Here is a 26142-nt window from a genome sequence, read left to right as displayed (position 1 = left end):
TCACAGCCACTCCCTGACGCGGGTCCCGCCGGCGCGCGGCCCGCGTCGGGAACGTTCCCGTACCAGGAGGAAGCAAGTGCACAGGCGGCAGTACCGGCGGGCGATCACGCTGCGGGACCTGCGGGAGGCGGCTCGGCGCCGGTTGCCGAGGATGGTGTTCGACTTCGTCGACGGCGGTGCCGAGGACGAGTTCACCGTCGAGGAGAACCGGCGCACGTTCTCCGACATCACGTTCCGGCCGCGCGTGCTGGTCGACGTCGGCTCACGTCCCCAGGCGGTCACGGTGCTGGGCCGGCGGTTGGAGACGCCGGTCATCCTCGGACCCACCGGGCTGGCCCGGATGGTGGGCCGCGCCGGCGAGGTCGCGGCGGCCGTCGCCGCCGAGCGGTCCGGCACGGTGTCGGTGGTCAGCTCGGGTTCCAGCGTGTCGTTCGAGGACGTGGCGCGCTCCGTCAGCTCGCCGCAGTGGTTCCAGCTCTATCCCTGGGGAGACCGCGGCACGATCCAGGCGCTCATCTCGCGCGCCAGGGACTGCGGGTTCGGCGCCATGGTGGTGACCGTCGACGTCCCGGTCGTGGGAGCTCGCGAGAAGGACCTGCGCAACGGCCTGACCGTCCCGCCCCAGGTCAACCCGCGCACCGGCTGGGACGTGCTGAGCCATCCCCGCTGGCTGGCCGAGCTGCTCACCGGCCCCAAGGTCACCTTCGCGAACTTCACCGGGCTCATGCCGGAGCAGCGCAGCACCAGCGGTCTCGCCGCCGCGACCGCGGGCCTGCTGAACCCCGGCCACACCTGGGCGGACCTGGAGTGGATGATCGCCGCCTGGGGCGGCCCCGTGCTGCTCAAGGGCGTGATGACGGGCGAGGACGCCCGGCGGGCGGTGGAGGTGGGCTGCCAGGGCATCGCGGTCTCCAACCACGGAGGCCGCCAGGCCGACTCGCTGCCCGCGGCGCTCGACGTGCTGCCGGAGATCGTGGCGGAGGTCGGCGACGAGGTGGACGTCGTCCTCGACGGCGGGGTGCGCCGGGGCGGCGACGTCGTCAAGGCACTGGCACTCGGGGCGCGGGCGTGCCTCGTCGGCCGCCCCTGGCTCTACGGCCTGGCCGCCGGCGGCCAGGCCGGTGTCGGCCGGGTCCTGGAGATCCTGCGTGAGGAGATCGACCGCACCCTCGCACTGATCGGACAGCCGGGTGTGGCGGGCCTGGACGAGTCGGCGATCCGCGTCCGGCCCGGGCACGGCCGGGCGCATCCCCCCGCTGACTAGCGAAGATCACTCTAGAGCGTTCGTCGTTAGACTCTTGACGACGTATCGACCGCTTCGTAGATTAACGGGACGTTACACACCCCGTACTCCCCATTCCCCCCACGGCTCCTTCGGAGGACCCGGATGGCTCGCAAGCCACACATGGTCACAGCGGCATTCTTGGTCGCCGCGCTCGCAACCGCCTGCGGAAACGTCTCAAGCGACACCGGCACCTCCGCCAGTTCGGTGGAGGCGCCCCCAGGGATCACCAAGGACGAGATCACACTAGGCGCTACCCTGCCACTTACGGGTACGGCGGCGATAGCCGGCCAGGGCCTCGAAGCCGGCATGCGGATCGCCGCCGACGAGATCAACGCCGCTGGGGGGATCAACGGCCGCAAGATCAAGCTGGTCCTGCTCGACGACGGGTTCACCGCGGACCGCGTCGTCACCAACGTGCGCCGGCTGGTCTCCCAGGAGAAGGTGTACGCGCTGGTAGCACCCTCCGGGTCCCAGGGCCTGCCCGGCACCTGGTCCTTCATCGCCGAGAACGGCACCCCGGTCTGGGGTCCGGTCTCCCCCGCGGACCCCAAGCAGCAGGAGGTCTACCTGCTGAGCGCGACGCGGGCTAGCCAGCAGCAGGTCGCGATCGACTACTTCGCCAAGCAGAAGTTCACGAAGCTGGCCGTCATCAAGCAGGACAACGACCTCGGCGTCTCCATGAAGCAGGCTCTCGACCTGCAGATGCCCAAGCACCCCGATGTGAAGATCGTGGCCGAGGAGGACGTGCAGCCCGGCTCGACCGACGTGAGCTCGGTGGTGAACAAGGTCATCGCCGCCAAGCCCGAGGCGGTGCTCCTCGCGACCGACAACAACCAGGTCGCCCTGATCCTGCAGCATCTGCGCCAGCGCAACGTCACCATCCCGGTCTTCGCCGACCAGGGCGGGGCCGGCACCGGTGGCACCAGCGCGGTGGGCCCCGCCGGCGCGGCGGCCGAGGGCTTCATCGGCGGCATGCAGGCCGATGTCGTCTCCACCGACAACCCGAGCGTGGAGCACTGGCGGTCCCTCGCCAAGCAGTACTCGGGCCAGCAGGGGGAGAGCGGGTTCTCGCTCCAGACGTACAGCTTCCTGAAGGCGTTCGCCGAGCTGGTCAAGCGGATGGGGGACGACGTCTCCTATGCCAACTTCAACAGGACCGCCGAGGGCCTGGCCGAGAACCCGATCTCGCTGGGCTCGATCCCGGACATCGCGTGCGGCAAGCTCCCCGAGGGCCACACGTGCGTGCAGCAGGCCGGCCTGGCGGAGTTCAAGGACGGCAAGTGGTCGGTCCTGCAGAAGTTCACCGCACCTGAATGAGCCGCGACCGACCGGCCGGGCACTCTCCCGGCCGGTCGGAGAGGCGAGAACGTACCGGACCGAAGCGGAGAGACATGTTGCAGACAGTGCTCAGCGGACTGGAGTCCGGGAGCTGGTTCGCGCTGCTGGGCCTGGCCATCGTGGTGGTGATGAAGGCGGCCGACGTCCCGAACTTCGCGATGGCGGAGATCGGGCTGGTGGCCACGTACGTGGGTACGGCGCTGAACGCCCTCGGCGGCTCGTTCTGGCCGGCCGTGGTGGTCACCCTCCTCGTCGGCACCCTGCTCGCGATCGTCATCGACCTGGCGCTGATGCGCAAGCTGGCGAAGTACGGCCACTTCCCGCTGCTCCTCATGACCATCGGCCTGTCCCTGGCGTTGAACGCCCTCATCGGGCTGATCTGGGGTCATGAGCCCCGCAGCTTCACGGCACCCTGGTCCGGCAAGTACGTCGAGATCGCCGGCCTCGTCGTCAGCTGGGCGCAGGTGGTCACCATCGTGGTCGGCGCCCTCGGCGCGATCGGCATCACCGCCTTCTTCCGCTCCCCGACGGGTGCCCAGATGCGGGCCGTGGCCGAGAACCGGGCGACCGCACGGCTGGTCGGGGTCAACGCCGGCCGCCTGTCCGCGATCGCCTGGGGTATGGGCGGCCTGATCGCGACCATGGCCGTCATGCTGCAGGCGCAGTCGACGCTGGTCTCGACCCACTCGGCGGCGTCGCTCATCCTCTACGGGTTCGTCGCGGCCACCATGGGCGGATTCGTCTCGCTGTTCGGCACCTTCGTCGGCGGCCTCGCGCTGGGCATCATCCAGCAGCTGGTAGGCACCTACATCTCGACGTCGGCGCAGTTCGCCGTCGCGTTGCTGGCCGTGTTCCTGGTGCTCATGCTCCGCCCCGACGGGTTCACCAAGGGTCTGAGGTTGCGGGATGTCTGAGACGGGACAGGTCACAGCGACGACCACGTACACAAAGGATCCGAGCATGGGCATCGCCGGTGTCGAGGCGGCCGCCGGGCCGCAGGAGCACAAGGTCCGGTACACCAAGGCCGCGGTGGCGGTGGCGGCGCTGCTGCTGCTGTTCGCGGCACCCTTCGTCGTCAACAGCTACCTCCTCTTCGTGCTGAACCTCACCCTCGTCTACGCGGTGGCCACCCTCGGCTTCAACCTGCTGGTGGGCTGGTCGGGCCAGATCGGTCTGGCGCATGCCGCGCTGTTCGCGATCGGCGCGTACGGCAGCGCGATCGCCATGGCGCAGGGGGTGCCGTTCCTCGTCACGATTCCGCTCGTCGGGCTCCTGGCAGGCGGCCTGGCCGTGCTCATCGGGTTCCCGGCCATCCGGCTCACCGGCTTCTTCCTGGCCATCGCCACGCTGGCGCTGGGCATGGCGATCGTGGAGCTGTTCAAGAGCGCACGCTCGCTGACCGGCGGCGGAGGCGGTCTGAGCGTCCAGGTGTTCACGCTGCCGGGCATCACCGGCAGCGCCTCGACGTACTTCGTCACCCTCGCCGTCGCCGCGATCGGCTTCTTCCTGGTCCGCAGGTCGTTGATGGGGCGCTTCGGGCGTACCCTGCAGGCCGTCCGGCACCTGGGGCAGCTGTCCGGATCGCTCGGCGTCTCGGCACTGCGTTACCGGCTGATCGCCTTCGGCCTGTCCGGGTTCATCGCCGCCGTCGCGGGGTCGTTGTACGGCCAGTTGCAGACGTTCATCTTCCCCGCCATGTTCGAGATGAATCTCCTGGTGCCGATGCTCGTCATGGTGTTCGTCGGCGGAGCGGGCTCGCACTGGGGTCCGCTCATCGGCGCGGCGTTCGCGGTGGTGCTGATCGAGCTCTTCCAGGACCTGGGAGACCTGCAGGCCATCGCCTACGGGGCGGTCCTCATGATCGCCATCGCCGTCCTGCCCGGCGGCCTGGTCTCCCTGTTCGCCACATTCAGGGACTCACGGTCGATCGGGCGGTTTTTCGCACGAGGGACCGCGTCAGACCGGTCGGAGGTGAGTTGACGATGTCGATCGACACTTCAACGGGCTCGGCGATGCCGAACTCCGTTGCCGGTGAGGCGGTCGCCGAACTGGACGGGATCAGGATGTCGTTCGGGGGCAACGTCGTCCTCGACGATGTCAGGCTGCCGGTGCACCCCGGCTTCACCGGGCTGATCGGCCCCAACGGCGCCGGCAAGACGACCTGCCTCAACGTGATCTCGGGATACCTGCGCCCCGACCAGGGGGACGTGCGGATCGGGGGTCGGAGCGTCGTGGGCAGGTCCGCGCACCAGATCGCGAAGCTCGGCGTGTCCCGCACCTTCCAGACCCCCCGGCTGATCCCCGACCTGTCCGCCGTCGAGAACGTGATGGTGGGCGCCGGGCGTCATTTCCGCGGCGGGCACCTCGCCGAGCTGTTCGGTCTGCCGACCGCGCGGCATGACGAGAGGCGGCTGCGCGGCCTGGCCCGCGAGCTGCTGACGACGTTCGGGCTGGGAGAGCATCCGGAACGCGCGGCGAGCCAGTTCCCGATCGGCAGCCAGAAGATCATCGAGGTCGCGCGGGGCCTGCTGAACGAGCCGCGGCTGCTGCTGCTCGACGAGCCCGCGGCCGGTCTGGGCGCCGAGGACGTCGACCGGCTGGTCACCGGTCTGACCAGCTGGGCGACGGGTCGCGACGCGGCGGTCCTGATCATCGAGCACGACCTGGAACTGATCACCCGGCTCTGTCCGAACGTCGCCGTCCTGCACTTCGGGCGCATCATCCAGTCCGGTGCCCCACGGGACGTGCTGCGCGACCCCGTCGTTGTCGAGGCCTACCTGGGAGCCGACTTTGCTACTGGAGATTGAGGACGCGCGCACCGGCTACGGGCGGCTGGAGGTCCTGCACGACGTCTCGCTGAAGGTGGCGGAGGGGGAGATCATCACCGTCCTCGGGCCCAACGGCACCGGCAAGACGACGCTGATGCGCCTGCTCTCGGGCGTACTGCCGCTCTGGTCCGGCCAGGTGCGCTTCGACGGTGCCGACCTGGGCAGGACGACGCCGGAGAAGCGCGCCGCGCTCGGCCTGTGCCAGCTGCCCGAAGGCCGGGGGATCTTCCAGACCCTGACCGTGGGCGAGAACCTCCACCTCGGAACGGCGAGCCGCAAGGCGCCCGCCGCGCAGATCCGGAGTGACCGTGACCGCGTCCTGGGCATCTTCCCCGAGCTCTCGGGACGGCTGGCGGCCTCGGCCTCCTCGCTCTCCGGCGGCCAGCAGCAGATGCTCGCCCTGGCCAGGGCGATGATGGGCCGGCCCCGGCTGCTGCTGATCGACGAGCTCTCGTTCGGCCTGGCGCCCAGGATCGTGCACGACCTGTTCGAGGTGGTGCGCGAACTGCGCGACGACGGTGTCACCTTCCTCATCGTCGAGCAGCAGGCGTCCGCGCTGCGGGTCTCCGACCGCACGTACGTCATGCGCAACGGTCGCAACGAGCTCGACCGGGCCTCCGACGAGCTGCTGGCCTCCAACGATCTGGTCGCCTCCTATCTGCGCTGACAAGGAGAGCCCATGACCGCGGAGTCCCTCCACCTGATCCCGCTCCCCGAACGGTTGCGGTCGCTGGATCCGCCGCCCGCCGAGCACGTCCTCGCCCTGGTCGAGGAGGAACACGCGCGGTGGCGGCAGCTGCACGACCGGCTGATCTCCCTCATCGCCGGTCTGCTGGACATAGCGGCCACCGGCCTCCCGCTGAACGACGTCATCGACACGCTCATCGGTGAGGCCACCGTCGGGCTCGACGAGCTGGTCGGCACCCGGATCGAGGCCGGCGAGGTGGCGGCGCTGCTGCGCGCGCACGGCTCGGTCGGCATGGTGGAGACGCGCGGCGACACGACCACGTTCCGCCACGCCTGCGGCAGCGGGCAGCGGTACTGGCGCGACAACCCCGGAACGGCGACGGTCGCCGAGGGCGAGGTGCCGGGAGTCCCCGAAGGGCGCCCGCGATACTGCGCCCGGTGCGTACGCAGCATCGCGACCCATGGCGGGAGCGCCTGGACGGTGACGCCTCCCCCCGGTCCGGACGTGCCGTGTGTCTGGACGGTCTCGGCGGGTGCCGTCTCCGGCCCGAACGACGAGTCACCCTGACCCGCCCCGAGCGGGCCGCGCTCGCGTCGCGCGGCACCGGGATGTGGCCGGTGATCATCACGTGCGGCCTGGCCATCGGGCTCGGCGCCGGTCCCGGCTTCCTGTTCGGTTTCGTCGGCCCGGCGCTCCAGGACGAGCTGGGGATCAGCCGCGCGGGCCTGGGGCTGCTCATCGGTCTGTTCTTCGGGTTCACCGGCCTGGCGTCGCTCCTCGCGGCTCGGGTCGGGGCGAGGTTCGGCGCCCGCCGCTGCGTGGCCCTGAACATGATCACCGTGGCGGTGGGCGGGACGGCCGCGGCGCTCGGGGGGAGCTATCCGGTCCTGGTGCTCGTGGCCGTGGCGGGCGGCGTCGCGTACGCGTTCGGCAACGTGGGCACCAACCTGGCGGTCATGGCGGTCGCCCGTCCCGGCGCGGGTGGCTTCGCCCTGACCCTCAAGACGGCGGGCGTGCCGGTGATCGCGAGCCTGCTGGCCCTGGGCGGCGGGTGGGTCGACACCGTCGGATGGCGTGCGGTGGCATGGAGCCTGGCGGTCGCGGGCTGCCTGGCGGCGGCCGCCGTGCTGGTCATGCTGCCCCGCACCGGCGGATCCTCGGTCACCGCCCGGCCGGAGCCGCCCCTGCGGCCGGGTTTCCGGGCGCTGCCCCTCGCGGCCTTCCTGTTCATCTGCGGCTCCCAGCCGCTGCAGTCCTGGCTGGTCACGTACGTGCACGACGAGATGGGGCTGCCGCTCACGCAGGCCGGGCCGCTGACGGCCGCCGGAACGGTGCTCGCCCTGGGGGGCATGCTCGGCGCGGCGCGGTGGGCCGACCGGCTGGGAGCCCGGCGGCGGGCGGTGTTCGTCGCGCTGATCTGTCTCTCCACCGCGGCGGGTGTCGTCGCGCTGCTCGCCGGGGCCCGATGGTGGCCGCCGCTCGTCGCGGCCGGAGCGGTGCTGGGACTGGCGGCGAATCTCGCGGGCTCGGGGCTGACCCACGCGGTCGTCGTCGACCGGGCCCCGGAGTCCGTGGGCCGGGCGTCCGGGGTCACCATGGCCGGCTACTACACGGGCGCGCTCGTCGCGCCGTGGGGCTTCGGTGCCGTGGCCGACGCCACCGACGGCTACGAGGCGTCCTGGGCGATGTGCGTGGTGCTGCTGCTGCTCGCGGCGGTCGCCTACTGGTGGACGCACCGGACACTGCCCGTGCGGTCCGGCTAGGGGCGGGCGCAGAAGCCCGGCGGCGTCGGCCAAGAGCGTGGGCACATCGGCGAACCCGCCCGCCCACCTCACCCCAGGCGCAGAAGCCCGGCGGCGTCGGCCAAGAGCGTGGGCACATCGGCGAACCCGCCCGCCCACCTCACCCCAGGCGCAGGAGCCTGGCGGCGTTGGCGGAGAGCGTGGGCATGAGGCCGCCCACCTCCTCCACCGCCCCGGCGCCCCCGGCGTCCCAACCGGCGAAGTTGGTGCCGAAGACCAGCCTGTCGGTGCCGGCCACCTCGACGAGGAGATCCAGTGAACGCTCGCTGTGCACATGCGTGTCGAGCCAGAGCCGGCGCAGGTACGGCTCGACGCCGTTCTCCCGCAGGAAGTCCGGCACCCAGGCTCGCGGCACCTGCGCCGCCCGGGCGAACCGGCCGGCGACGTACGCCATCGTGCCGCCACCGTGCGAGACGCAGACATCCAGCCGAGGATGCCGATGGAGCACCCCGCCGAAGACGAGGGCGGCCACCGCGAGGGTCTCGTCGGCGGCGAATCCGAACAGCAGGTCGAGGTCGAACCTGCGCATCCGGGGATCGTCGGGGGGGCCGTCGGCACCGATGGGGGTCGGGTGGACGAAGACCGGTACGTCCAGGCCCACCGCCGCCTCGTACAGGGCGTCCATCGCCGGATCGTCCAGCCGGCGCCCCGGGTCGGTGCCGATGTAGGCGGCCGACAGCCCCAGCTCCCGTACGGAACGTTCCAGCTCGGCGACCGCGGCTCCGATGTCCTGCATGGGGAGCTGTGCCGCGCCCAGCAGCCGGTCCGGGTGGGTGCGGACGAGTTCGGCCATGGCGTCGTTGTGGGCCCGGCAGTAGCCGGTCGCCGTCCGCGCGTCGAGATCGTGGAAATAGGTCAGGGGGTTGGGAGAGAGCAGCTGCCGGTGGATGCCCGCCGCGTCCATGGCCTCGATCCGGACGTCGACGTCCATGAACGGGCTGCCCTCGTACCGGACGCCGTGCAGCACGTAGTCGCCGACGCGGTAGAAAGGCCGGCCGTCGGGAGAGGTACCGAGCTCGGGACCTGCGGCGCCCGCGGCTCCCAGGGACATGGGGAGCACCGCGTGGGCGTGAACGTCGATCACGTCCGGGCCCGTCTCACGGATGACTCTGTGCTGATCGGTCACGATGGCTCCTTTGACGGCCCGCGAGTAAGAAATCGCGGGGCGCGGTGTGGACGAACCTTCTGACGACAGCTTATAGTCGTTGGTGCTATAGCGACGTATTTTCCACGGACGAACCGCACGGGGCGGGAGCCCGTACGAGCCGGCGGGGATCCGCGGACGACGCGTCGTCCAGAACTCGAAGGAGCGCTAGATGAGCTTGGCGGTTGTCACTCGAAGCGCCCGACCCGGCGGCGCCCGCCGCCCCGCGAAGGAGCGCTAGATGAGCTTGGCCGTTGTCACCCGGAGAGCCCAGCCCGGCGGCGCCCGCCGCCCCGCGAAGGAGCGCTAGATGAGCTTGGCCGTTGTCACGGGGGCCGGGAGCGGCATCGGAGCGGTCATCGCCCGGCACGCCGCCAAGGCGGGTTACCGGGTCGCGCTCTGGGACGTCGACGAGGCGGCGGCGCGGGAGGTCGCGTCCGGCATCGGGGAGTCGGCCCATGCCGGCAAGGTGGACGTCACGTCCGAACCGTCGGTCGCCGCCGCGTTCGCCGCGCTCGACGAGGCGCCCGCGCTGGTGGTGAACAACGCCGGGCTGGTGCGGTTCGGTCCGTTGCGCACCCTGAGCCTGGACGACTGGGATGCCGTGCTCAAGGTCAACCTCACCGGAACGTTCCTGGTCTCCCGGCACGCGGCGGGGCTGATGGAACCGGCGGGAGGGGGCGCGATCGTGAACATCGCCTCGATCAACGGCATCGCCGCCGCGCCCAACGCCGGCGCCTACACCGCCACCAAGGCCGCCGTCATCCGGCTGACCGAGCAGATGTCGCTGGAATGGGGGCCGGCCGGGATCCGGGTGAACACCGTGGCTCCCGGGCTCATCCTCGCCGGCATGTCGGATGCCATCTACGCCGACGAGGAGGTCCGCGAGCTGCGCCAGGCGCAGGTGCCGCTCGGCCGGCTCGGTACCGCCGAGCAGGTCGCGGACTGCGTGCTGTTCCTGGGGTCGGCCGGCGCGGCGTACATCACCGGGCAGACGGTCGCCGTCGACGGCGGTCTGACGAAGGCCGCCCTGCGGAACCTGGCCCGCCCGAAGACCGTCGACTCGGTGGGGGCCTGATGAAGGACATCGCGGGCACGTCGATCCTGGTGACCGGAGGGGGTTCCGGGATCGGCGCCGGGGTGGCGCGCACCCTGGTCGAGCGCGGGGCGCGGGTCACCGTCTCCGGCCGGCGCGAACACCGGCTCAAAGAGGTGGCCGGCGAGCTGGGTCCCGCCTGCCTGGCAGTGGCGGGCGACGTCACCGTCGCGGCGGACCGCGAGCGGCTGCTGGCGGCCGCCCTGGAGCACGGCGGCGGCCTCGACACGCTGGTCAACGCCGCGGGCAACATGTACCGCGGAGCGCTGGACGAGCTCGACGAGCGGCAGATGCTCGATCTCTACCACTCGAACGTCGTCGGCCCGACGCAGCTGTCGGGGCTCGCCCTGCCGGCCCTGCGCGAGAGCAGGGGGTCGATCGTCTTCTTCGGCTCCGTGCACACCCAGCGGGCCTTTCCCGGGGCCTCGCCCTACGCGGCCACCAAGGGCGCGCTGGAGACCCTCACCGGGGTGCTCGCGTCCGAGCTCGGGCCCCAGGGCGTCCGGGTCAACTGCGTCCGGCCCGGCGCGGTCTTCACCGAGATCAACGAGCGCGCGGGGCTGGGCACCGCCGAGGAGGCCCACGCGCGCCTGCGGGGACTCGCGGGAGCACACGCGCTCGGCCGGATCGGGACCGCCGAGGAGGTGGCCGAGGCGGTCGTCTACCTCGCCTGCGCCGAGTGGGTGACCGGCAGCATCCTCACCGTCGACGGCGGGCTGGCGCTCGGGGTCACGCAGGCCTGAGGAGAACGGCATCGGCATGGAGCACGTCCACTACGGCCTCGTCGTGGACGACATCGAGCGCGCCATCGCCGAATATGCTGCCGCCCTGAGCCTGACCTGGGCGGACGTCGCCACGCGCGCGGTACGCGCGGCCTGGGCCGACGGCGGGATCCAGGGCGGCGGCCACGATGTCCGCCGAGGGGGCGGTGGCACCCGTTCCCCCGGCTTCTCCGCTCACGCCTCACCGCAATAGACGTTAGTTACACCACTACGGAATTGGCGGAGGTTGTCCGGATGACATCTCAGGCGGCGATCGATCTCGGAACGGGCGACGCGGAGTCGGCCGCGGACGTGGTGGTGCTGGGCACCGGCCCCGCCGGCATGGCCGCGGTGGCCTCGGCGGCGGCCGAGGGGGTCGAGGTGGTGGCCGTCGAGGCCCTGGGAGAGATCGGCGGCAACTGCGTCTGGTCCACGGGGTACCTGGCGTTCGTCGGATCGGCCATGCAGGCGGACCAGGGCATCGAGGACGATGTGGAGACGTTCGTCCGTGACGCCGGACGGATGGTCGAGGCGGCCGCGGAGGAGTACGGCGTGACCTGGGACGAGGACCTTGTCCGCCTCTTCGCCCAGGAGAGCGCCGAGACCTGTCGCATCCTGACCGACCGGGGCGTGCGGTTCAGCCGGTTCATCCCCCGGCCGCGACAGCACTCGATCGACCGGATGGCCGCGGTGGTCGATCCGTGGATGTTCCAGCGGGCCTTCCAGCCCGATTTCGGGCTTCCCAACGTGCGGACGTTCTTCCGGACGACGGCCCGGCGGCTGGTGACCGACGGCGAGGGCAGGGTGACCGGCGTGGTGGTGCGGCAGGCCGACGGGCGGACCGTCACGATCACCGCGCGCCGCGGGGTCGTCCTCGCCACCGGCGGCTACCAGGCCAATCCCCTGCTGCGGCAGCGGTTCCAGCCGAGGTTCCTCGCGGAGGGGCCGTACCTGGGCGTCGACACCTGCCGGGGCGACGGGCACCTGATGGGACAGGCGGTCGGCGGAGACCTGATCAACATGACCCATGTGCCGCCGCTGGTGATCGTGTCCTCCTCGCTGGTCGAGGACGCGATCGCGGTCAACGGCGAGGGCGTCAGGTTCGCGGACGAGGCGGGACCGTACGAGGAGCGCGTGGCCCACCTGCTGGCGCAGCCGGGCCGCCGCGGCTGGTACGTCTTCGACTCCGTCGTCGCCGAGGAGAAGGCCGCGCTCATCGAGCAGATGCCCCAGCCCGCCGTTTCGGCGCCGTCGCTGGAGGCCCTCGCCGGGGAGATCGGCGTCCCCGCCGACGCCCTCGACCGGACGGTGCGGGAGTGGAACGCCTTCCTCGACGGCGGCCGGAGCAGGGATCCGCTGACCGGACGGGTGGTGATGCCTCCGGGGCGCCGGACGACGAGTACGCCGCCGTTCACCGCGGTACCGATGGTGATCGGGGTGAACTTCGTCTCCGGCGGTTTCCGCGTCACCCAGCGGTTGCAGGTGCTGGACGTCTTCGGCATGCCCATCGGCGGCCTGTTCGCGGCGGGCGACTGCCTCGGGGGCCTGAGCGCGACGGCCGACCTGGGCGGCACCCGCATCTCCGGCGGATTCACCCTGGGACGGCTCGCCGGCCGGGCCGCGGCCTCAGGCGTGGACGACACCGCCGGTCGCGGCAGCGTCCAGGGCGCCTTCCTGCCCAGCCGGCTCGGCGCGAGGATCGCACTGGTACACCTCGGCGCGCACGAGTCCTGACATATCAGGAAAGCTGGTGGCCCGAGGCCCACAGGGCGGAGCGCTGGACGACGCGGCGGTGCTCGGGCACCTCGTAGGAGCGGCCGTCATGCCCCAGTGCGTCGTAGACCACGCGGCCGGCCCCGACCTCGCGCGCCCAGAGCAGGGGATGGTCGGTGCCGCCGTGTGGCGAGCTCATCAGCCCGCGGACGTCCGGCGTGCTGTCGAGGAAGCCGTACACCTCGTCGACGACGTCGAAGTCGCCGATCCCGTCGACGATCGGATGGCTCCCGGTGGCCACGGTGACGCGCACGGGACCGTCCAGCGGCGGGTGCGAGGACCGGTCCCAGCGCCAGACCCCGCCCAGCAGGTCACGCCAGCCGGGCCAGTCGTCGAAACAGATGCTGGCGCCGTGCATCGCGAGTATCCCGCCACCGTGCCGCAGGTGGCCGGCCAGCGCCTCCCGCGCGGGCGGGCTCAGCGAGATCGACCAGTCGGCACGCAGGTGGGCGTAACGCTCGACCCGCATCGTCCACCTGAGCATGTTGAACACCAGCAGCGCCGGCCGCCGCTCACCGGTCAGGCCGCGGCATGCCCCTTCGACGTCCGTGGTCACGACGGTCTCGAACCCCGCCTCGCCCAGCACCTCGGCCAGGATCGCGGAACTCGTCGGGAAGTCATGCGCCACGCCTCCGGAGAGGATCAGTGCCGATCGCGCTGCCACCTCAGGCATTGGCTTGTCCTTCTTGACGTGAGGAATCTAACGACTACATTCTGACCCAACGGGATCGTAGCTGGAAAGCCTCCCGCCCCACGACCCCGTCCAGACCGGTACCCGGAAGGGAGAGCCCATGTTCCGCCACGTGGTGCGGCACGAACCGTGACGGCCCGCGGCCCGGCGGTCATCGTCGGCGCGAGCCTGGCCGGCGCCACGGCCGCCCTGGCGCTGCGGCGCCACGGCTGGGACGAGCCCATCGTGCTGATCGGCGAGGAGGCGGCGCTCCCCTACGAGCGTCCCCAGCTGTCCAAGGCCTACCTGGCGGGACAGCGCGAGGCTCGCCACCTGCTGGTCGCGCCGGAGCAGCGGTTCGCGGACAACGACATCGAGCTGGTGCTGGGGCACCCGGTGACGGAGCTGCACCCGGCCGAGCACCGGGTCACGGTCGGCGGACGCGAACGGCCGTACGGCGTCCTGGTGCTGTGCACCGGGGCGGCGGCCAGGCGCCCCGGCTTCCCCGGTGCCACGTTGCCCGGTGTGCACCTGCTGCGGACCCTCGCCGACGCCGACCGGCTGCGGGCCGAGGTCTCGCCGGGAACCCGGGTCGTGGTCGTGGGGACGGGACTGGTCGGTTCGGAGGTCGCCGCCACGCTGAACCGGCTCGGCGCCGACGTCGTCGCGGTCGACCCGTTTCCCACCCCCCTGTACCGGCTGGTGCCGGCCGCGGTCGGCGAGATGCTGGCCGGCCTGCACGGCGACCGCGGCGTGCGGCTGCGACCCGGCCGGACGGTACGCGAGATCGTGGGCGGCCGGCGGGTGGAGGCCGTCGTCCTGGACGACGGCGAGCGGCTGCCCGCCCAGGTGGTGGTGGCCGGCCTCGGCGCCGTGCCCAACGCCGGACTGGCCGTCTCGGCGGGCCTGGAGGTGGGCGTGGGCATCCGCACCGACGAGTTCGGCCGCACCGGTGCCGCCGACGTGTACGCCGCGGGCGACGTGGTGGAGCAGTTCGTCCCGCACCGGGGGCGCCATGAGCGGGTGGAGCACTGGAAGTACGCGATCCAGCAGGCCGGGGCCGTCGCGGCGACCATCGCGGGCCCCCCGACCCCGCTGGACGAGTCGCCGTGGTTCTGGACCGACCAGTACGACGTCCACCTGGAGGTCGCGGGATGGCCGGACGCGGGCGCGCCGACGGTCGTGGACGGCACCGTCGGACGTGCGGGAGAGCCGGGCGAGTTCCTGGCCAGGACCGTGACGGCCGGGCGGGTGCGGGCGGTGACCGGCGTCGGGAGGGGCCGTGAGCTGCGTGCCCTCGGCCGCCGGCTCGCGGGCGGGGTGTTCCATGAGGAGACCGACGAGATGAGGGGATCAGCATGGATCTCGGACTGAGCGGACGGCGGGCGGCGATCGGCGCCTCAAGCGGCGGGCTGGGCTTCGCGGCCGCGGCCGCCCTGGCGGCGGAGGGCGCGCGGGTCACGATCTGCGGCACCGACGCGGACCGGGCCCGCGCCGCGGCCGAGCGCATCGGATCGAACGCCTCGTGGGTGGTGGCCGACCTGTCCGACCCCGAGGGCGGCGAGCGGTTCGTGCGCGAGGCGCGGCGCGTGATGGGCGGCGTCGACATCCTGGTGACGAACGCGCCCGGCCCGCCGCCGGGCGACTTCGCCCATGCCAGGGCCGAGGACTATCCCCGCGCGCTGGACCTCAACCTGATGTCCGTGGTCCGGATGTGCCTCGCCGCGGTGCCCGCCATGCGCGAGAACGGCTGGGGACGGGTCGTCGCGATCACGTCCATCACCGTCCGGCAGCCGATCGCCAACCTGATCCTGTCGACCACGGCGCGGGCCGGAGCCACCGGCTTCCTGAAGACCCTCGCCCGTGAGGTCGCCGCCGACGGGGTGACCGTGAACTCGGTGCAGCCCGGCCTGCACGCCACCGAGCGGGTCGGCGCCGTCTACGGCGGGAACCTGGATGCCGAGATCGCCCAGATCCCGGCGAGGGCGCTCGGCGAGCCGCGGGACTTCGGCGCCGTCGTGACCTTCCTCTGCTCGGAGCAGGCACGGTACGTCACCGGCACGGCGATCCCCGTGGACGGCGGGGTCCACCAGGGTCTCCAGTAGCAGACACCGACTGACAGCGGGAGCGACAATGACCGGCACGAACATCCTCGACGATTCGACCGTGACCCTGACGAGGTACCAGGAGCTCTGGGACGCCTTCCGGCAGCGCGAGCTGCGCCAGGGCCTGTACACCGCGGGCGGCGTGGTCATGCGGGACACCCTGCTCGATCTGCACGGGTCCGACCACCAGCTCCGCCGCCGCGTCGAGAACCGGCTCTTCCGCCGGGGCACCTTCAGGACCTGGGAGGCCGACCTCGTCCCCGAGATCATCGACGAGGCCTTCACACCCGTCATCGCGCGGGGGGCCGCCGACCTGGTGCTGCTGGGCACCCGGACCGTGATGAACCTGACCGCCAAGGTCGCCGGCGTCGACCGGGTGACCGGCTCGGTGCGGGAGACCGACGCGCTGCAGGAGTTCGCGACCAAGTTCTCCGAGGGCGCGACACTGATCCACACCACCCGCGATCCCGACGTGGTGCGGGCGGAGGTGTCCGAGGCGCTCGGCCGGTTCGACGAGATGTTCTTCACGCCGTCGTACGAGCGGCGCACGGCCCTGCTCGCGGACCCGGCGGTCGCCGAGGAGGAGTACCCGAAGGACGTGCTGATGGCCCTGATCCGCAACCACGAGGAGTTGCGGATCGACCGGGACGTCATGCTGCGCGAGGTCGCCTTCTACCTGCAGGCGGGATCGCACAGCACCGCGAACGCCTTCACCCACTCCGTCGACGAGATCCTGCGCTGGGCGGAGCGGCACCCGGACCGGGCGCACCGCCTCGACGACGACCTGTTCGTCCAGCGCTGCGTGCACGAGGTCCTGCGGCTGCATCCGGCGAGCCCCGAGGCCAGGCGCCAGGCCGTCACCGAGGTGACCCTGCGGGACGGGCGGTCGATCCCCGCCGGGACGTTCGTGCGGATGGACATCAAGGCCGCCAACGCCGATCCGGAGGTGTTCGGGGCGGACGCCGCGGCCTTCGACCCCGACCGGACGGTGCCCTCCGGGGTCCAGCCCTGGGGCCACACCTTCGGCGGCGGCATGCACGCCTGCATCGGCATGGAGCTGGACGGCGGCACCGTGCCCAAGGAGGGCGAGGCGGAGCACGTCCTCGGCACGGTGCCGCTGATGGTGCGCGAGCTGCTCCGCCACGGCGTGCGGCTCGATCCCGCCAACCCCCCGGTGAAGGAGTCGCACTCCAGCCGGGACCACTTCGGCAGCTACCCGGTCCTGTTCGGGCGGGAGGTGTCGTGACGAGGCGGGTCCGGCCGGCACAGGACCGCAGGTCACGAGCGGGCGAGTATTGGTCGTTATACGCCTTGACACTAGCCATGTCGCGGCGCAGGATCAGCAGTGGCCGGGACTGCCCGATTCCGGGCCGTCCCGGCCGTACCCCAGCGTGAGGAGAGTCGAATGTCGCAGATGATCGCCATCGAGGGCGGAACCGTCATCGACGGGACCGGGGCTCCCGCGCGCACCGGTGAGACCGTGCTGATCCACGAGGGCAGGATCGCGGCGGTCGGCGCCTCCGCCGACGAGATCGTGGCGCGCACGCCCGACGCGCTGCGGATCGACGCCTCCGGCAAGACCGTCATGCCGGGCCTGATCGACGCGCACACCCACCTGTCCTTCGGCGAGCCGACCGGCAACGACGAGCTGTTCTTCCACCGCACCGAGGCGTACAGCTCCATGCTGTCCGCGCACAACTCGGGCAAGGTCCTGCGGGCGGGCGTCACCAGCGTCATGGACGCCGACTGCCTGTGGAACATCGGGGTCGAGCTCCGGGACGCGATCGAGGCGGGGATCGTGGAGGGCCCGCGGATGCGGGCGGGCGGCAACGCGCTGATGACGATGCTCGGCGGCACCGCCGGCCGGCTGATCAGGGACGAGGGCACGACGGGCTACGCGACGGTGGTCCACGATCTCGACGGGATCACCCGCGAGGTGCGGCGTCAGGTGAAGCACGGCGTCGACTGGATCAAGATCATGGTCACCGGGCTCATCCCCTCGGTGAAGGGCCCGGAGGTCAAGGTCTGGTCCCAGCGCGAGATCAGGGCGGTCGTCGAGGCGGCCCACGAGCTGAACACGCCGGTGGTCGGGCACTGCCGCAACTCGATCAGCACGAAGGAGTCCGCCGAGGCCGGCGTCGACATGATCTACCACTCCAGCTACATGGACGACGCCGCGCTGGAGGCGGTGCTGGAGAACGGGACCACGCTCTGCCCGACGTTGACGCTGCTCGGCAACCTCGTCGACTACGGCGAGAAGGTGGGGACGGCCCCGGCGCTGCTCGACGTCTTCAGGGCCGAGCTGGAGGTGACCGGAGAGATGATCGGCAAGGCGCACCGGGCCGGGGTGCGGGTCATCACGGGATCGGAGACCGGCTTCGCGGTCACCCCCTGCGGGGAGTGGCACGCGCGCGAACTCGACATGCTCGTGCGCTACGCGGGCTTCTCCCCCATGGAGGCGATCGTGGCGGCCACCTCCAAGGCCGCGTGGGCGATGAAGATGGAGGGGCAGGTCGGGGCGCTCGTCGAGGGCTACGTCGCCGACGTGATCGTGGTCGACGGCGACCCGCTGAAGGACGTCACCGTGCTGGTCCGCGAGGGGGCGATCCACGAGGTGATCAAGGACGGCGTCCGCGTCGACCTGACCCGGCCGATCCCCGAGCGCCGTCCGCGGGCCGGGGAGAAGGTGGCCTTCCTCGCGGCGTGCCCGCTGACCCGGGCGTTCGCGTTCGAGGACACCGCCCTCGCGGCCTCGGGCAGCAAGCCCCTGACCGACGAGCAGATGCTGGACATGTCGCGCGCATGAACGAAGATCCACAAGCTGTCCCGGCCGGAGGGCACCGGCCTGTAGTGTGGGTGCGCACCCGACTTCTCGACTGGCTGTTGCGACCAGGCTCACGGACCTCCGGTCGACGCCAGCGGCTAGGCCCCACGCGACAGCAGGAAAGGTCAGGCTCGCGATGAGTACCGAGGGCATCATCGAGCGTCTTCAGGAGCTCGGCATGTCAGGCTACGAGGCGAAGGCCTACATCGCTCTGGTGGCGGCCGGTGAGCCGCTGAACGGCTACGAGGTGGCCAAGCGGTCGGGCGTCCCGCGCAGCACGGTCTACGAGACCCTCGGCAAGCTGACCGCGACCGGCGTGACCTACGAGGTGCGGACCCCCGAGGACACGGTCAGTTATCTGCCGCTGCCCCCCAAGTCGCTGCTCGACCGGCTCAGCCGGCACTACGAGTCGACGCTCGGCTCGCTGCGCGAGTCGCTGCCCGGCATCGCGGCGCCCTCCCGGCTGCACCTGATCCACAACCTCACCGGGCGCGAGGCCCTGCTGGAGCGCGCGAGCGACGTCATCGTCAGTGCCCAGCGCGACCTCTTCCTGTCGGTGTGGCCCGAGGAGGTGGACCCGCTCGACGAGCTGGTGCGGGACGCGCAGGACCAGGGCGTCTCCGTGACGGTCATGTCGTTCGGCGAGGACACCAAACCGGTGCCGCACACGTACATCCACCGGCTCTCGCCGCCCGCCGTCGTACTGGAGAACCTGGGCTGCCGCCTGTTCGTCGCGGTGGGCGACCGGCAGGAGTGCGTCATCGGCGGCTTCCTCAACGGCGACGCCTGGGGCATCTACTCCGACAACCCGGCGGTGGTGATGGTCGCGGTGGAGTACGTCCGCCACGACATCGCGATCCAGCTGATGGCGGCGAACTTCCCCGAGCAGGACGTGCTGAGCTTCTGGAACAACGACCCGGACCTCACCAGGCTGCGGTCGGATCACGGCTTCGCCGCCACGGCGCTGCGGGCCGGGCGCACCGGCGCGGGCGGCGGCGGCGCGAACTCGGGCGCGCCGGTGCGCAAGCGCGCTCCCGGGCGCCAGGGCACCCGTCGGCGCTGAGCCTTTCGTACGATTCGGGCCCCGTGGAGAACACGCCTCTCCACGGGGCCCTGTCGTGTCCGCGCCGCGGCCGTGAGAACCCCGGAGCCGGGGGCGGCGCCCCGCGGCATGGGCGAGGCCCCGCGAACCCGCCCTAGTCGACCGCGACCTCGACCCCCTGCTCGAAGAGCCGGATGGCGCCGGAAGGGCAGTTCCGGGCGATCTCGACGAGGAGGTCGCCGCTCAGCGTGCTCGCGCCGGTCGTGGGCTCGGCTATCTCGTCGTCGTCGAACCTGAACGCCGCCGGCGCGTCCGCGACGCACTTGCCCGAGCTGATGCAGACATCCTTGTCGACCCGTACCTGGTAACCCATCTGCTCCCTCACCTGATCCGTTGCGAAATCGACGCCGTCACCCCAGCAGGGCCGGATACGTCCCCCAGTACGGGCGCTGCGTCTGGGCGTCGCGCTGCGGGGGGTCGGCCGGGTCGCGGCGTACCCCCTGGTTGAACATGTACCGCACCGCGCCGGGCACCAGGCCGAAGAGGTGCTCCTCAGGCGCGGTGTCCGCCCGCGGGACCACCCCGGCCGCCAGGTCCTGTCCGATGCACACGTGGATACCCGCGGCGAACGACAGGCCGAAGGGGCCGACCCCGGCCGGCAGCTCGCGATACGGGTTGAACTCCGCGGCGTCGGGGCCGAACACCTCGGGGTCGCGATTCACGGCGTGCAGGTCGATGACGACCTTGGAACCCTGGGGTATCTCCGTCCCGGACTTCAGCGACACGGGGGCCAGCGCCCATCGCATGCCGACGGGGCTCGACGGGTTGAGCCGGACGGTCTCGTGCACGCAGCGCTGCACGAACATCGGGTCACCCGTGACGCGCTCGGCGTCCTCGGGGTGGTCGGCCAGCCAGCCGAGGATGTGGTCGATGGACCGTACGAAGGCGGTGGCGCTGGTGTGCGCGCTGGCCAGCAGGAAGAAGGCGATCTCACGCCGCAGCGCGAAGGCGGGCAGGGCCAGCTCGTCGTTACCGCGCAGCAGCGTCGTGAGGATGTCCCTCGGCAGGTCGTTCTCGGTGATCTCTCCCGCTTCCAGCGCCGCCAGGGCCGTCTTCCTGCGGGCGACGGAGGGCTTGAGGAACTCCTCGTCCCATTCTTCGAGGGCCCGCTGGATCCTCGCGGCGAGGGCCGGCTTGTCCTCGGTGGAGTGCGCGAGCGTCGCCCCCTTGATGAACCACTGCATGTAGTCGTACAGCCGCCTGGTCTCCTCGGCGGTTCCCTCCGGCCGGTCGATCCCGGCGGTCAGCGCGGCGAGGTTGAGCATCAGCTCGTGACCGAGCTGCACCAGGTCGACGCCGCCCGCGGCCACGTACGGCGCCACGGTCACCTCGGTGACCTGGGGGAACAGGTCACGCTCGTAGTGGTCGAAGGTCTCGCGCCGGAAGATGCGGTTCTCCACCCGCCGCCGTTTCCGGTGCTCGTCGCCGTGCAGGTTGACCAGGACGTCACCCATGACGACCTCACCCTCGTCGTAGAGCGCCTGTCGCAGATCCTTCTGGCGATAGACCTCCTTGGCCGCCTCGAAGCTACTGATCGTGAAGGTGGCGACGATCGGATCTGTGGTGGTCATTGCGGGATGCCCTCCGGCTCGGTCCTGGCGTCCAGCATGTAGTCGGTAGAACACTCACGTCAAGACTTCGAGAGCGGTGAGCATGGACCGTCAGTTCCTAGGTCATGCCATGAAAGTCGCAGTAGGTAGCCCCCTTGACACTACGGAGGCGCATTTGCAAGATGGGACCTCCTGACCTGCTGCTCGACAGGCGCCGGGACCGGTTCTTCGTCCGCGCCGCTCCGGCGTCGCGGACGAAGAACCGGCTCGAAGCGTGGACGGCCACCGGGCTCCGCACACCACCGACGCCGGAAGCGGTGGTCAGCGCAGGAGCCGCAGCACCTCGGCGCCGAGCGGGACGCCGAGCTCGTCGCGCCGCTCGCGGTAGCGCTCGACACCGGCCAGCTTGACCCCCTCGTAGCCGCGTACCAGCTCCGCGGCCTCGGCGGCCCGCACCGCGCGGTCGTAGCCGGCCGCGTCGAGGGTCCGGGCCAGCTCGGCGACCATGTCCCGGTAGTCGGCCGCCAGCGCGCGCTCAAGCCGGCGGACGTGCGCGAACCCGAACGGGTCCAGCGGGGTACCTCTCAGCACCCGCCCCCTGGCGAGCCCGCGCAGCACCGGCCGGAACCAGGGACCGAGCTTGAGCTTCCCGCTCATTCCCATCGACCGCAGCATCGGCGGGTGCAGGTTGTAGGTGACCTTCGAGGCCCCGGGGACCTGCCCGGCGACCGGGTCGGCGGCGGGGTCGGTGAGCAGGCGGGCCACCTCGTACTCGTCCTTGTAGGCCCAGAGCCGGTGCGCGCCGCGGGCCACCGCCTCGCTGAAGGCCGTCGCCTCCCCCACGGCCCGCTCGGCGGTCCACGCGGTCTCGACGAGGTCGACGTAGCGCCGGGCCAGGTCCGCGTTCGAGTGCGCCCGCAGCTGCACGGCCCGCAGGCCCGCCAGCCGGGCGGTCTCGCCCGCCATGGACCGGCCGGCCAGGAACTCGGAGCCGTCGGGAGCGGCGGGGCGCACCCGGTCGCCCGAGACGGCCCGGGCGAACGCGGCCGGGTCGGCGACGCTCACCCGGCCCCAGCGGAAGGCGGCGGTGTTGAGGTCGACCTTCACCCCGTTGAGCGCTATCGCCCGCTCGATGGCCCGCGCGGTGAGCGGCAGCGCACCGGCCTGGAACGCGGCCCCCACGACCAGCAGGTTCGCCACGTCCGTGGAGCCGAACAGCGCCTCGGCGGCGCCGAGCGCGTCCAGCTCGTGCAGCCTGGACGTCGAGTTCCGCAGGCGCGCGAGCATCGGCCCGGCGTCCGGGTAGGTGAGGCCGGCGTCGTAGACCATCTCCCCGGTCGGTGTCCGGCTCGTCGAGGCGATCGCGACGGTGCGCTCGGGGCTCGCCAGGGCCAGGTGCCTGGCGTCGGTGCCCACGAGCAGGTCGAACGCCAGCACGGTGTCGGCGCCGGCGGTGCTGACCCGGTTGGCCGGCTCGCCGCCGTCGACCGAGATCCGCAGGTGCGACGTCACCGGGCCGGCCTTCTGCGACAGGCCGGTCTGGTCGAGGCCGGCGCTGCGCAGGCCGTCGTGCAGGGCGGCGGTGGCCAGCACCGCGTTGACCGTCACGATGCCCGTGCCGCCGATCCCGGCCAGGAACACGTCGTACGTCGGGCTCGCCACCGGGATGACCGGATCCGCCACCGAGGGGGGCTCGGGTCGCGACGTGGCCGCGGGCTTTCGGGAGGGGTCGACCCGTACCGTGACGAACGACGGGCAGTCCCCCTTCAGGCAGGTGTAGTCGGTGTTGCAGGAGGTCTGGTCGATCCTGGTCTTGCGGCCGAGCTCGGTCTCCACGGGCTGCACCGACAGGCAGTTGCTCTGCACCCCGCAGTCGCCGCACCCCTCGCAGACGCTCTCGTTGACGACGACCCGTTCGGTCCGCTCGGCGAGCCGGCCGCGCTTGCGGAGCCGCCTGGCCTCGGCCGCGCACTGCTGGTCGTAGATGAGCACGGTGACGCCCGGCACGTCGCGAAGGAGTCGCTGCGCCTCGTCGAGCCGGTCACGGTGCCAGACGAGCGTCCCCGGCGCGAACCGGGCCCGCCTGCCGTAGCCGCGGGGCGTCTCGGCGCAGACGATGATCCTGGCCACGCCCTCGGCGTGCAGCTTGCGGGTCAGCGCCGGAACGCTCAGGGCACCCTGGGGGTCCTGCGCACCGGTCATCGCGACGACCTGGTTGTAGAGGATCTTGTAGGTGATGTTCACCCCGGCCGCCACGCACGCCTGCAGCGCCAGCTGGCCGGAGTGGAAGAAGGTGCCGTCGCCGACGTTCTGGAAGATGTGCGGCACGTCGGTGAACTGCGACTGTCCCAGCCACTGCGTCCCCTCGCCGCCCATCTGGGTCAGCGACGTGACCTGCGCGCTCTGGCGGTCGGCGATCGTCACCATGGTGTGGCACCCGATGCCGCCGGCCCCCAGGGACCCTTCGGGCAGCACGGTCGACCGGTTGTGCGGGCAGCCGCTGCAGAAGTACGGGGTGCGGCTCGCCACCGGTGTCAGGGTGAGTGCCATCCGAGGTGCCCTCGGCGGCGGGGCGAGCTCGACCCGGTCGGAGAGCAGCCCGCGCAGCGGCCCGGTCAGCCGGTCGGCGTTCAGCAGTCCCCCGGCGGGCACCAGCGGCCGGCCGTCCGCGTCCCGCTTGCCCAGCACCGCCGGAGCGTCGGCCGAGCCGTACAGCAGGTCGCGCACCTGGCTCTCGACGAAGGAGGTCTTCTCCTCCACGACCAGGATCTGGCGGAGCCCGCGCGCGAACCGCCGCAGGGTGCCGGCCCCGAGCGGGTAGGGCATCCCGATCCGCATCAGCCGGATCCCGGCCCGCTCGAGGTCCCGCTGGTCGAGGCCCAGGTCGAGCAGGGCCTGGCGCACCGCGTCGTACGTCGCGCCGGGCGCCGCGATGCCGAGCCAGGCGTCGGCGGGGTCGACCTCGACGACGTCCAGCGGGTTGGCGGCTCCGAACGCCTCGACCATCGCCCACCGGGGACCGAACAGGTCGGCCTCGGCGAGCAGGCTGTCGGTCGGGGAGAGCAGGGTGCGCTGCCGGTAGGTCCACGGCCGCCCCTCCCACTCGATCCCGGGAACCTCTATGTGCATGTCGGCGAAGTCGCGGTCGACCGTGAAGAGCCCGTCGGCCACCGCGGTGACCACCTTGACGCCGACCCAGCAGCCGGACGCCCGGGACAGGGCGATGCCGTACAGCCCGAGGGCGACCATCTCCTCGGCGTCGCGCGGGTAGAGCACGGGCAGCCCCATCGCGGCCAGCGCTCGCTCGCTGACGCACGGCAGCGTGGACGACGACGAGCCGGGGTCGTCACCGGCGAGGGCCAGCACCCCGCCGCGCGGGTCGACGCCGTACGTGGACGCGTGCCGGATCGCGTCGCCCGACCTGTCGACGCCGGGCCCCTTGCCGTACCAGAGACCCACCACGCCGTCGTGGGTCCGCCGCCCGCCGGGCAGGGCGGTCTGGCTGCCCCAGACGGCGGTGGCGCCGAGTTCCTCGTTGAGCCCGGGCAGCAGGCGCAGGTCGTCGGACCTCAGGCCGGCGAGCGTCTTGTCGAGACCGGCCAGCGGGCTGCCCTGGTATCCGGACACGAACGTGGCGGTGCGCAGACCGGCCCGCTCGTCGCGCGCGCGCTGCTCGGCGACCAACCGGCCGACGGCCTGGACTCCGGTCAGCAGCACCGGGCCGGAACCCGGCCGGTAGCGATCGGCGAGGTCGATACGGGCACCCGCCCCGGCCACGGGCTCGGCGGTCTGGGTCATGTGTGCCTCCTTCACCGAAACTGACGCATATGTCGGTAAATCTGGAGTTAGAGTGGCTGGTACGTCAAGGTTCTGCAGGAATATTGAGCGTCCTGCTCAGTTGACCCCCATGGCAAACGACGACAGGTGCGCACAGTGACCAGCATTGACCGGCTCGACGCGGAGCTTCTGACCGCCCTGTCCGAGGACCCCCGGGCCGGGACCAGCGAGCTCGCGGCCCGGCTGGGGGTCGCGCGGAACACGGTTCAGGCGCGCTACCAGCGGCTCGTCGAGTCGGGGGTGCTGACGGGCTTCAGCGCCCGGGTCGACCTGGAACGCCTCGGCCTGCCGGTGACCGCGTTCCTGCACCTGCAGCTGACCCAGGGCACCCTGGGCGAGGTCACCGGCGCGCTCGGCCGGCTGAGCCGGGTCCTTGAGGTCTGCACCACCACCGGCACCAGCGACGTCATGGTCCGGGTGGCCTGCCGCAGCCACGCCGAACTGCAGTCGCTGATCCAGGAGGTCCTGACGATCCGCGGCGTCGTCCGGTCCACCACCGAGATCGCCCTGACGACCCCGGTGGAGTACCGCCTCGGCCCGCTGCTCGCGACCCTGACCAGCGGCCGGGGCCGCGGCCGCAGCGGCGACCAGCGCCGCTGACCCGGCCCCGCGCCGATTCGGCCCCGGGGCTCGGGTGCGGGGACGCGCCGGCCGGGCAGCGCATCCCCGCGCGGCGGGCCGGCGGGCTCAGCCCTGGCCGGCCTCCCGGGCCACCCGCTCCAGCCGGTTCCGGTACTCCTCCCACCACGCCCGGTCGCCCGGTGCCAGGTTGTCGTTGTCCTCCCGCACCCCGGCGGCCCCGTCGATGAGCTCCCGGACGATGTCGGCGTGCCCGGCGTGCCGCTGGATCTCGGCGATCAGGTGGGCCAGGACCCGGTGCAGCGTCGGCTTGTTCTGTCCCTCGGCCCACCACGGCACGTGGCCGGTCTCGTCCAGCCCCAGCGCCTCGACGGTGGCGTCCGCGTGCTTCCACGCCCGCCGGTACAGCCCGACGACGTACTCGCGGGACTCCTCGGCGGTGGCCCACATGTCGGCGTTGGGATCCTCGGCCGCGGGGTCCATGTCCTCCAGGCGACCGGTGGGACCGAACCAGGGCACCTTTTCCTCGAAGTGCCGCCCGAACACGTATCCCAGATAGAGCAACTCGACGCCGATCAGGTGTTTGACCAGCCCCAGCAGGTTGGTGCCGGTCGGCGTCATCGGGCGGCGGACGTCGTACTCCGAGAGCCCGTCGAGCTTCCACAGCAGCGCCTCACGGGCCTGCTGCAGATAACGGTGCAGATCGGCTTTCAGCTCTGTTTCGGTCATGTCGACCTGTCCTCCTTGGTCGGTGGTGGAT

At 71.8% G+C, this 26142-nt stretch carries 24 protein-coding genes; 18 read left to right on the top strand and 6 right to left on the bottom strand.

The annotated features are described in order from the left end of the window. The first annotated feature begins 76 nt into the window (after positions 1-76). The 8 genes from AB0J58_RS20880 to AB0J58_RS20845 all read left to right on the top strand — a co-directional run bounded on the left by AB0J58_RS20880 (position 77) and on the right by AB0J58_RS20845 (position 7902). Positions 77-1264, top strand: coding sequence for an alpha-hydroxy acid oxidase (locus tag AB0J58_RS20880; RefSeq protein ID WP_364217899.1), 1188 nt, complete (start codon positions 77-79; stop codon positions 1262-1264). A gap of 141 nt (positions 1265-1405) precedes the next feature. Then, on the top strand, positions 1406-2602 hold the full coding sequence (locus AB0J58_RS20875) for an ABC transporter substrate-binding protein (RefSeq protein ID WP_364217897.1): 1197 nt from the start codon (positions 1406-1408) through the stop codon (positions 2600-2602). A 74-nt stretch (positions 2603-2676) separates the two neighbouring features. Then, positions 2677-3537, top strand: a complete 861-nt coding sequence (locus AB0J58_RS20870; protein ID WP_343965731.1) for a branched-chain amino acid ABC transporter permease — start codon at positions 2677-2679, stop codon at positions 3535-3537. A 46-nt stretch (positions 3538-3583) separates the two neighbouring features. Beyond that, the gene (locus tag AB0J58_RS20865; RefSeq protein ID WP_343965728.1) at positions 3584-4603 is read left to right on the top strand and encodes a branched-chain amino acid ABC transporter permease; all 1020 of its coding nucleotides are present in this window, start codon (positions 3584-3586) and stop codon (positions 4601-4603) included. 2 nt (positions 4604-4605) lie between these two features. Beyond that, the gene (locus tag AB0J58_RS20860; RefSeq protein WP_343965725.1) at positions 4606-5430 is read left to right on the top strand and encodes an ABC transporter ATP-binding protein; all 825 of its coding nucleotides are present in this window, start codon (positions 4606-4608) and stop codon (positions 5428-5430) included. Then, positions 5414-6118, top strand: coding sequence for an ABC transporter ATP-binding protein (locus AB0J58_RS20855; RefSeq protein WP_364217895.1), 705 nt, complete (start codon positions 5414-5416; stop codon positions 6116-6118). The genes AB0J58_RS20860 and AB0J58_RS20855 overlap by 17 nt, the downstream gene beginning before the upstream one ends. A gap of 12 nt (positions 6119-6130) precedes the next feature. After that, on the top strand, positions 6131-6706 hold the full coding sequence (locus AB0J58_RS20850; protein WP_364217893.1) for a hypothetical protein: 576 nt from the start codon (positions 6131-6133) through the stop codon (positions 6704-6706). A 50-nt stretch (positions 6707-6756) separates the two neighbouring features. Beyond that, the gene (locus tag AB0J58_RS20845; RefSeq protein WP_364217891.1) at positions 6757-7902 is read left to right on the top strand and encodes an MFS transporter; all 1146 of its coding nucleotides are present in this window, start codon (positions 6757-6759) and stop codon (positions 7900-7902) included. A 139-nt stretch (positions 7903-8041) separates the two neighbouring features. On the opposite strand, the gene AB0J58_RS20840 is transcribed toward AB0J58_RS20845, so the two are convergent. Further along, positions 8042-9067, bottom strand: a complete 1026-nt coding sequence (locus AB0J58_RS20840) for an amidohydrolase family protein (protein ID WP_364217889.1) — start codon at positions 9065-9067, stop codon at positions 8042-8044. Positions 9068-9395: 328 nt separating this feature from the next. Here AB0J58_RS20840 and AB0J58_RS20835 point away from each other — a divergent pair, with 328 nt between their 5' ends. The 4 genes from AB0J58_RS20835 to AB0J58_RS20820 are packed head-to-tail and all read left to right on the top strand — an operon-like array spanning position 9396 to position 12676. Beyond that, complete coding sequence (locus AB0J58_RS20835) at positions 9396-10163, top strand: SDR family NAD(P)-dependent oxidoreductase (protein ID WP_364217887.1); 768 nt, start codon at positions 9396-9398, stop codon at positions 10161-10163. Further along, entirely contained in the window at positions 10163-10924 is a 762-nt protein-coding gene (locus AB0J58_RS20830; RefSeq protein ID WP_364217885.1) for an SDR family oxidoreductase, read from the top strand. The genes AB0J58_RS20835 and AB0J58_RS20830 overlap by 1 nt, the downstream gene beginning before the upstream one ends. A 16-nt stretch (positions 10925-10940) precedes the next feature. Next, complete coding sequence (locus AB0J58_RS20825; RefSeq protein WP_364217883.1) at positions 10941-11156, top strand: hypothetical protein; 216 nt, start codon at positions 10941-10943, stop codon at positions 11154-11156. Between the two features lie 41 nt (positions 11157-11197). After that, on the top strand, positions 11198-12676 hold the full coding sequence (locus AB0J58_RS20820) for an FAD-dependent oxidoreductase (protein ID WP_364217882.1): 1479 nt from the start codon (positions 11198-11200) through the stop codon (positions 12674-12676). A gap of 4 nt (positions 12677-12680) precedes the next feature. Here AB0J58_RS20820 and AB0J58_RS20815 read toward each other — a convergent pair whose 3' ends face one another. Further along, positions 12681-13388: a ThuA domain-containing protein gene (locus AB0J58_RS20815; protein ID WP_364217880.1), complete on the bottom strand. Its 708-nt coding sequence runs from the start codon at positions 13386-13388 to the stop codon at positions 12681-12683. Positions 13389-13535: 147 nt separating this feature from the next. On the opposite strand from AB0J58_RS20815, the gene AB0J58_RS20810 reads away from it, so the two are divergent. The 5 genes from AB0J58_RS20810 (at position 13536) to AB0J58_RS20790 (ending at position 19377) form a co-directional block, all read left to right on the top strand. After that, complete coding sequence (locus tag AB0J58_RS20810) at positions 13536-14759, top strand: FAD-dependent oxidoreductase (protein WP_364217878.1); 1224 nt, start codon at positions 13536-13538, stop codon at positions 14757-14759. Next, positions 14744-15490 (top strand): SDR family oxidoreductase, encoded by a 747-nt coding sequence (locus AB0J58_RS20805; RefSeq protein WP_364217876.1) that lies wholly within the window; start codon positions 14744-14746, stop codon positions 15488-15490. The genes AB0J58_RS20810 and AB0J58_RS20805 overlap by 16 nt, the downstream gene beginning before the upstream one ends. A 28-nt stretch (positions 15491-15518) precedes the next feature. Continuing rightward, positions 15519-16736 carry a cytochrome P450 gene (locus tag AB0J58_RS20800; protein ID WP_364217874.1) on the top strand — a complete coding sequence of 406 codons (1218 nt, stop codon included), beginning with the start codon at positions 15519-15521 and terminating at the stop codon, positions 16734-16736. A gap of 159 nt (positions 16737-16895) precedes the next feature. Continuing rightward, entirely contained in the window at positions 16896-18296 is a 1401-nt protein-coding gene (locus AB0J58_RS20795; protein WP_364217872.1) for an amidohydrolase family protein, read from the top strand. Positions 18297-18450: 154 nt separating this feature from the next. Further along, complete coding sequence (locus AB0J58_RS20790; RefSeq protein ID WP_364217870.1) at positions 18451-19377, top strand: helix-turn-helix domain-containing protein; 927 nt, start codon at positions 18451-18453, stop codon at positions 19375-19377. 133 nt (positions 19378-19510) lie between these two features. Here AB0J58_RS20790 and AB0J58_RS20785 read toward each other — a convergent pair whose 3' ends face one another. The 3 genes from AB0J58_RS20785 to AB0J58_RS20775 form a co-directional block, all read right to left on the bottom strand. Beyond that, positions 19511-19741: a (4Fe-4S)-binding protein gene (locus AB0J58_RS20785; RefSeq protein WP_364150132.1), complete on the bottom strand. Its 231-nt coding sequence runs from the start codon at positions 19739-19741 to the stop codon at positions 19511-19513. A 25-nt stretch (positions 19742-19766) separates the two neighbouring features. After that, positions 19767-20987, bottom strand: a complete 1221-nt coding sequence (locus AB0J58_RS20780) for a cytochrome P450 (RefSeq protein ID WP_364217868.1) — start codon at positions 20985-20987, stop codon at positions 19767-19769. 300 nt (positions 20988-21287) lie between these two features. Further along, positions 21288-24764, bottom strand: coding sequence for an indolepyruvate ferredoxin oxidoreductase family protein (locus AB0J58_RS20775; protein WP_364217866.1), 3477 nt, complete (start codon positions 24762-24764; stop codon positions 21288-21290). Between the two features lie 135 nt (positions 24765-24899). On the opposite strand from AB0J58_RS20775, the gene AB0J58_RS20770 reads away from it, so the two are divergent. Next, positions 24900-25403, top strand: coding sequence for an Lrp/AsnC family transcriptional regulator (locus tag AB0J58_RS20770; protein ID WP_364217864.1), 504 nt, complete (start codon positions 24900-24902; stop codon positions 25401-25403). Between the two features lie 87 nt (positions 25404-25490). On the opposite strand, the gene AB0J58_RS20765 is transcribed toward AB0J58_RS20770, so the two are convergent. Beyond that, a complete protein-coding gene (locus tag AB0J58_RS20765; protein ID WP_364217862.1) occupies positions 25491-26111 on the bottom strand; it encodes a DinB family protein in 621 nt (206 codons plus the stop codon). Positions 26112-26142 lie beyond the last annotated feature (31 nt).

This window comes from Streptosporangium sp. NPDC049644, assembly GCF_040675205.1.
In the GTDB taxonomy this organism is placed as follows: domain Bacteria; phylum Actinomycetota; class Actinomycetes; order Streptosporangiales; family Streptosporangiaceae; genus Streptosporangium; species Streptosporangium fukuiense.
Note: the sequence above shows the minus strand (reverse complement) of the source record. Positions and strands in the feature narration are given on the sequence as shown.

Coding starts and splice junctions, on each gene's coding strand:
- AB0J58_RS20775 (WP_364217866.1), bottom strand. CDS start 24,764: ATGACCCAGACCGCCGAGCCCGTGGCCGGGGCGGGTGCCCGTATCGAC.
- AB0J58_RS20820 (WP_364217882.1), top strand. CDS start 11,198: ATGACATCTCAGGCGGCGATCGATCTCGGAACGGGCGACGCGGAGTCG.
- AB0J58_RS20805 (WP_364217876.1), top strand. CDS start 14,744: ATGGATCTCGGACTGAGCGGACGGCGGGCGGCGATCGGCGCCTCAAGC.
- AB0J58_RS20800 (WP_364217874.1), top strand. CDS start 15,519: ATGACCGGCACGAACATCCTCGACGATTCGACCGTGACCCTGACGAGG.
- AB0J58_RS20815 (WP_364217880.1), bottom strand. CDS start 13,388: ATGCCTGAGGTGGCAGCGCGATCGGCACTGATCCTCTCCGGAGGCGTG.
- AB0J58_RS20875 (WP_364217897.1), top strand. CDS start 1,406: ATGGTCACAGCGGCATTCTTGGTCGCCGCGCTCGCAACCGCCTGCGGA.
- AB0J58_RS20830 (WP_364217885.1), top strand. CDS start 10,163: ATGAAGGACATCGCGGGCACGTCGATCCTGGTGACCGGAGGGGGTTCC.
- AB0J58_RS20780 (WP_364217868.1), bottom strand. CDS start 20,987: ATGACCACCACAGATCCGATCGTCGCCACCTTCACGATCAGTAGCTTC.
- AB0J58_RS20850 (WP_364217893.1), top strand. CDS start 6,131: ATGACCGCGGAGTCCCTCCACCTGATCCCGCTCCCCGAACGGTTGCGG.
- AB0J58_RS20835 (WP_364217887.1), top strand. CDS start 9,396: ATGAGCTTGGCCGTTGTCACGGGGGCCGGGAGCGGCATCGGAGCGGTC.
- AB0J58_RS20870 (WP_343965731.1), top strand. CDS start 2,677: ATGTTGCAGACAGTGCTCAGCGGACTGGAGTCCGGGAGCTGGTTCGCG.
- AB0J58_RS20865 (WP_343965728.1), top strand. CDS start 3,584: ATGGGCATCGCCGGTGTCGAGGCGGCCGCCGGGCCGCAGGAGCACAAG.
- AB0J58_RS20860 (WP_343965725.1), top strand. CDS start 4,606: ATGTCGATCGACACTTCAACGGGCTCGGCGATGCCGAACTCCGTTGCC.
- AB0J58_RS20795 (WP_364217872.1), top strand. CDS start 16,896: ATGTCGCAGATGATCGCCATCGAGGGCGGAACCGTCATCGACGGGACC.
- AB0J58_RS20825 (WP_364217883.1), top strand. CDS start 10,941: ATGGAGCACGTCCACTACGGCCTCGTCGTGGACGACATCGAGCGCGCC.
- AB0J58_RS20790 (WP_364217870.1), top strand. CDS start 18,451: ATGAGTACCGAGGGCATCATCGAGCGTCTTCAGGAGCTCGGCATGTCA.
- AB0J58_RS20765 (WP_364217862.1), bottom strand. CDS start 26,111: ATGACCGAAACAGAGCTGAAAGCCGATCTGCACCGTTATCTGCAGCAG.